This window comes from Sphingobacterium sp. UBA5670 (assembly GCF_002420705.1).
GTDB lineage: Bacteria > Bacteroidota > Bacteroidia > Sphingobacteriales > Sphingobacteriaceae > Sphingobacterium.
On the sequence record NZ_DIIM01000015.1, the window covers coordinates 6648 to 9665 of the forward strand.

Consider the following 3018-nt stretch of genomic DNA (forward strand, 5'->3'; position numbering starts at 1 on the left):
GTAACTCACATTATCATTGTGGGTGTTAAATAGGTTCATTCCATCGAGGTATACCGATAAACATATCATTGATGAATTTTTCTGTATACCGCTGCATTCCAGTTTCTTCCTTATCAAAGTAGGTTTTTATTTTTGAGCATACTTTAGGGTTGTAGCATAACTTGACGCGGAGGTTGTCGATCCATTCAGCCCGTATAACAATGGTAATTAATTTTTTCGTATCTCTGGACAAGCCGATTACGGTAATATCTTGGCACATCCCAGCATACCAATCGATAATATACACTTTGGTCCCGGGGCTAAACTGTTTCGTACCATAGCGAGTTTGCAGTTTCCCTTGACCATAGCTAATTTCCTGTTTGATGTTAGCTACTAATGTCCATAATGGTATCGATTCTAAATGATCCATATCGATTCAGTTCTATTTAATCAGATAAGACTGCCCTTTTCTTCAAAAATCTAAAAATGATCGGCGAACAGGCTTAGATATTTATGGTCTTGAATTTATCCAGGGGCTAAAAAATAATAAAGCGCCCCAATTAAATTAGGACGCTTGGCTAAATGCTATTTATTTAACCGGCTATACTAATATAGCTGTAATAGTTCATCATACCAAATCATTTTAAGCAAATCTTATTTGGAGCATTCCCCAAATTTTACAGTTTTCCTTATAGTATCACAAAACACAAACCCCGACTTTTCGGTATCTCCCAGATACCGCTTATATAACACTTCTTTTCCTCAGATAGCGGCTTAGGTCCGCCTACTTTTGCTATATACTTAAAAGGAAAAGAAATATGGCAAAACACATTTTAATTAAAAACAGCTTGACAGATAAATGTAACCTGTCTATAAGCGAAATTCTGGCATTAGAAAGGAGTTTCTTTTAAAAGATAGAATGTCATTTGATCACTAACATATTTTGTTTTGGGGACAAGTTAAAAGCGTTTAATCATTAATTATAAATAACATGAAAAGTAAATTTTTATTACTTCCAATTTTAGTTTCAATCTTATCAGGTTGTTCAAAAAGGGAAAATGAGCCCTTTATTCAGGAAGAAAGCATTGGTTTAGATAGTTTATATCAACAACCTCAAAATCCATTTATGGGGATTCCCGAGAAAATGTCTGTTGTTCACGTTCGGACCGGTGCAATTAAATATAATCTCTGGCAAAAATTTTATGTATCGCCGGTTGATGCGACAATTATTATGTGGCCGAGTGATGATAAGACACTTGCCATAAAAGATGTAGATAAGGCACTTGAAGGGATAGCACTGGATACTAAAACAAATACCGAAGTGAAAACCGAGAATATCACTAAAAGCTCAGGAATTCAACTGCAAGATTATCGTCCCGGAAAGTATTTAATCGCTGTGATTTTAGATGCAGATGCGGAATCAGGTAAAAGATCTTATAGTAGTCAGGAGATTACATTGAGAGAGTATGGGAAGATTTATATGCATAAAATCTTTTCAAAAGATGTAAAAGATGGAGAATTTGAAGAGTGGTCACCTAAATTAATTGAAAAATGAAAACTAAAATAAACCTTATAATATTATTCTTATTTGTCCTTTTTTCTGATAAACTGATGGGGCAGGTCATATCTGGTGAAGCGAATCCTTGTCCAGAAGTTAACTATCAATATTCATTTAGCGGAGTTTCGTATACCGGCCATTATCTATGGTCTGTGGTGGATGGTACTATTGTTAGCCAGAATACAAATACTGTAGTTGTTAGATGGAATAGAAATATAACCGATGAAGGTAAATGGAGACTCCGAGTTCAGTACGAAATCTCTGGAACTGGCGGGATACCAGGTGGCTCAACCTATTTAGATTTGAACGTTAAAGTTAAAACCGCATCCCGTTATAATATAAGTGGCGATAAGGAAATCCCTGGTAATTTTATCGGAACTAAAACTTACACCGCCAATATTGTTAATCCAAAATTTCCTGCCGCTTCATTTTTGTGGACGACAAACACAGGAATTCAAACTATCACAACAGCACCCACAATCAATTTAAGTATAAATGATACGCAGCTGAGGTCGATCATGGTAGCAGGAAAAGCATCGAATTGTTCCGAATGGGGTGAAATGTCTAAAATAGATGTATATTTTACTTCTATTATTACCGGCCCAGCGCAGACATGTGCCGAGGATATTTATACTATTGTCAACTCAGGTACAGTAACGCTTGAAAATGCGACTAACGTTGCGACACTTACGGCATTGGGCAACAATCAGTGGAAAGTAACTCGAATTGGTACAGCAAATGGTACTGTCAAATTGAGATCGACTGTGGATGGAAGAATATATGATAAAAATATAATGGTAGGAGGCAGCACGGTAATAGGATTTGAAAACTTAGATCATTTAGAAGCTTATGATTACGAAACATTTAAAGTGCTGCAAGGGACTGGCAACATGAAGTACGAGGGCAGTATGAACCTTTATAATTATGAATCGGCAGGTCAAACGAGTTATTCGTGGTCTTTAGTTTCTAAATCAGCTGGGAGTCCGATCGTATCTTGGACTGCAAGTGGGAATTATGTGAAAGTCAGTTCTAAGGGATCAGGTGGTTGGCTTGTTCTACAATGTGTGATCACCAATGGCTGTAGTATAGAAATAAGAAATTATAGATTTTACTTTGGAATAGAACCTCTTATGCCGTAGTCAAAGGAATGTACACTATTGTGCTCTTTCGAAGATCTATCAATATTGCGGTCTAGAAGTAATGGATTCAGCTACAAAGCAGCTGAATCCATTATTCTTTTACTTCGAATCCCCGGGCTTGTGCTTGTGCGGTTTCAGATCCGGATGCTTCGGCTTGGTGTCGGGTGTTACGCGTTGTCTTCTGTCGGGGGTGCCATCTTGTTTCTTAGGCTTTGGTCCCGGTTTGATTGCTTTAATTGTTTCCATATAAAAATGCTTTTATCTAAAATACAGTTAGATAAGGAGGTTATTTTATGGTATCCCGTAATATTTAGACTTGTAAATTAATTTGGAAAATATATA

The 3018-nt window shown here is 36.6% G+C and carries 3 protein-coding genes; 2 read left to right on the plus strand and 1 reads right to left on the minus strand.

Annotated elements, in window-relative coordinates; genetic code table 11:
• Window positions 1–25 precede the first annotated feature (25 nt).
• Entirely contained in the window at window positions 26–409 is a 384-nt protein-coding gene (locus B3C94_RS12840) for a hypothetical protein (protein WP_293904232.1), read from the minus strand.
• A 561-nt stretch (window positions 410–970) separates the two neighbouring features.
• Between B3C94_RS12840 and B3C94_RS12845 the strand changes: the two genes are divergently transcribed.
• Both B3C94_RS12845 and B3C94_RS12850 read left to right on the plus strand, forming a co-directional pair.
• Window positions 971–1534 (plus strand): hypothetical protein, encoded by a 564-nt coding sequence (locus tag B3C94_RS12845; RefSeq protein WP_293904234.1) that lies wholly within the window; start codon window positions 971–973, stop codon window positions 1532–1534.
• A 56-nt stretch (window positions 1535–1590) separates the two neighbouring features.
• A complete protein-coding gene (locus B3C94_RS12850) occupies window positions 1591–2676 on the plus strand; it encodes a hypothetical protein (protein ID WP_293904236.1) in 1086 nt (361 codons plus the stop codon).
• Window positions 2677–3018: the final 342 nt, after the last annotated feature.

Coding starts and splice junctions, on each gene's coding strand:
- B3C94_RS12840 (WP_293904232.1), bottom strand. CDS start 409: ATGGATCATTTAGAATCGATACCATTATGGACATTAGTAGCTAACATC.
- B3C94_RS12845 (WP_293904234.1), top strand. CDS start 971: ATGAAAAGTAAATTTTTATTACTTCCAATTTTAGTTTCAATCTTATCA.
- B3C94_RS12850 (WP_293904236.1), top strand. CDS start 1,591: ATGGGGCAGGTCATATCTGGTGAAGCGAATCCTTGTCCAGAAGTTAAC.